This is a genomic window from Flavobacterium columnare NBRC 100251 = ATCC 23463 (genome assembly GCF_002530675.1).
Taxonomy (GTDB): Bacteria; Bacteroidota; Bacteroidia; order Flavobacteriales; family Flavobacteriaceae; genus Flavobacterium; species Flavobacterium columnare.
Genome location: NZ_PCMX01000024.1, coordinates 1 through 2,555 on the forward strand (window position 1 = coordinate 1; position 2,555 = coordinate 2,555).

Sequence of the window (2,555 nt, forward strand, 5' to 3'; positions counted from 1 at the left end):
AACAATACCAAAAGTTCCACTATATTGATAAAGAAACAGGCGAAGAATATATAGAAACATCAGTAGAAGACATACAAGAAGCCAACGAACTTATTAAAGAAGTGCTACTACGAAAAAGCGACACTATTACAGGAGCCTCACGAAACTACCTCGAAAACTTAAAAATCTATTTACAAGAACAAAACCAAGTAGTATTTACCAGTTATGAAATTAGAAGAAAATTAAGATTAACCAAAACTACTCAATGGAGATACCACCAACAACTATTAGAAAACAATCACTTAAAAAAAGTAAAGAAAAAGGGAGAACCTACACAGTACTACGAAATCACAAACCCCAATGAATACAAGGAGTTAGAGGAGCAAATAAGTCAGGCATTGCAAGAATGTATCGACCAAATCAACCGTTCCACAGTTCAACAAAGTTCCACCATCAAAACGGAACGCACAAAGAAAACAAAATCAGCTAGTTAAGAGTAAAAAATAAAAATAATCCAAAAAACAACACATACCAAAAAATAAAAAAAAATGAAAGATGAAACAGTTAAAAATAACAAACGAAAGTTACAAAAAGCTACTCAACAGCTTTGCCAATTGGCTGGATATACTGGGTTATGCCGATACTACGCTGTACAATTTACCCAATCACCTCAAAGAGTTTTTGCATTACCTAGAAAACGAAAACATTAATAAAATCAACCAAATCAATGTACAAATAATTAAAGAATATTACAACTATTTAAAAACAAGGGGCAATAAAACCCGAGACGGCGGACTTTCCAAAGCCTATCTCAACAAGCACATACAAGCACTATTTAAGTTTAACGACTACCTAAAAGAACACAACGCCAAACCATTACCCATCCATCTAAAAAGAGAAGAATACAGCCAAAGAGATAGTTTACAAGTTTTAACCCAAGAAGAAATTAAACAATTATTTAAAGCCACAGAAAACAGCAACAATCAAGAAAAAATAAGAAAACGAGACAAAGTAATTTTAGTATTATTATACAGCACAGGATTACGAAGAAACGAAGCCATCAATCTAGAAATCAAAGACATATTATTCGATAAAGAACGGATTTATGTTAGAAAAGGAAAAAACTATAAAGAAAGATATGTACCCATAAACGATTACAATTTAAAGATTATTGAAGAATATATTTACGATTACAGACCAGCGTTTTACAACTACAAACAAACAGAAAATCTGTTAATCAACTATCGAGGCAAACCATTACAAGGACAAAGCTTGTGCAATAGATTAAAAATATTGGCAGAAGAAACACAAAACAAAATCCTTATAAAAAAGCAAATTACACCACATATTTTAAGACACAGTATTGCAACTCACTTACTTGAAAAAGGCGCAAACATCGAAACCATCAGTCAATTTTTAGGACACTCCAGTTTAGAAAGCACACAAATTTATACCCATTTATTAGAAGATAAAGCAAAAACCAATAACGATGAACAACTTCACAACTTACTTCGAGAAACAAGGCTACGCGAGCAAAAGTTTTCCAATATTCCAAAGGGCTATCAATCGCCTCGATATATGGATGAATAATTTTGGTACTACAAAAGAAACCATCGATTATAAAACATTTTTAAAATACATCGAAGAATTAAAAAAAACAGGAATTAAAACCAACACTTTACAAAGCTACATTGGGAGTTTAAAAATATACTTCAACTACTTACAAGAAGAAAATTACAGAGCAGACAATCCCATAGAAAATATCAACATCAAAGGCAAAGTAAAAACAGTATTAGGACATTTATTAACTGCTGACGAGTTAGAGGATTTATATTACAGCTACGAAACAAAAAACAATGATCTAGCCAGAAAAAGAAACAAAATAATTATAGGATTACTAGTGTATCAAGGATTACATACCAAAGAACTACAATATCTAAAAGAAGAACACATAGAATTGTACAAAGGTAAAATACACATACCACAAACTAACAAAACCAATGGCAGAACACTAGAACTCAAACCGTGGCAATTAATGGAACTAATGGAATATATAAAAGAAATTAGACCACAAATAGTACCCAAACACGAAGAAAGTTTATTTACAAGTAGTTACGGAAATACCAATATTAGTAACGTTTTAAAGAAATTAAGTGAGGAATTAAAGCTCATCAATTACAATTATCAAAACGCCATCCAAATCAGAAACAGTGTGATAGTAAACTATTTAAAAACAAACAACTTACGAAAAACGCAATACTTTGCAGGACACAGATATATAAGTTCGACAGAAAGGTATCAGCAAGATAATTTAGAAGAGCTCCACGAAATGGTCAACTCTTTTCATCCAATAAAATAAATCCAAAAATACTAGTTAAAATTTAACCTTACAGACACTGTAGAAGCCATCAAGCGGTCTCCCTCCGGTCGTTCTCTTAGTTCCGCTCGGCTGTTCCAGTCGTTCGTGCCTCTCTCCATTGCACAGTCCACAAGCGCACAAGTATATAAAACCACTCCGAAAAAAGAGCCGTTTTATATACTTGTTCGCTTGTCCTCGTCTTCACACGTTCACTTCC

2 protein-coding genes and 1 pseudogene are annotated in these 2,555 nt (G+C 32.7%); all 3 read left to right on the forward strand.

The features are described 5' to 3' along the window. Positions 1–473: pseudogene (locus B0A78_RS04325) on the forward strand (hypothetical protein); the annotation flags it as partial. Between the two features lie 61 nt (positions 474–534). After that, on the forward strand, positions 535–1,569 hold the full coding sequence (locus B0A78_RS04330; protein WP_097609421.1) for a tyrosine-type recombinase/integrase: 1,035 nt from the start codon (positions 535–537) through the stop codon (positions 1,567–1,569). Beyond that, entirely contained in the window at positions 1,562–2,338 is a 777-nt protein-coding gene (locus B0A78_RS04335; protein WP_169859092.1) for a tyrosine-type recombinase/integrase, read from the forward strand. The genes B0A78_RS04330 and B0A78_RS04335 overlap by 8 nt, the downstream gene beginning before the upstream one ends. Positions 2,339–2,555: the final 217 nt, after the last annotated feature.

Coding starts and splice junctions, on each gene's coding strand:
- B0A78_RS04330 (WP_097609421.1), top strand. CDS start 535: ATGAAACAGTTAAAAATAACAAACGAAAGTTACAAAAAGCTACTCAAC.
- B0A78_RS04335 (WP_169859092.1), top strand. CDS start 1,562: ATGAATAATTTTGGTACTACAAAAGAAACCATCGATTATAAAACATTT.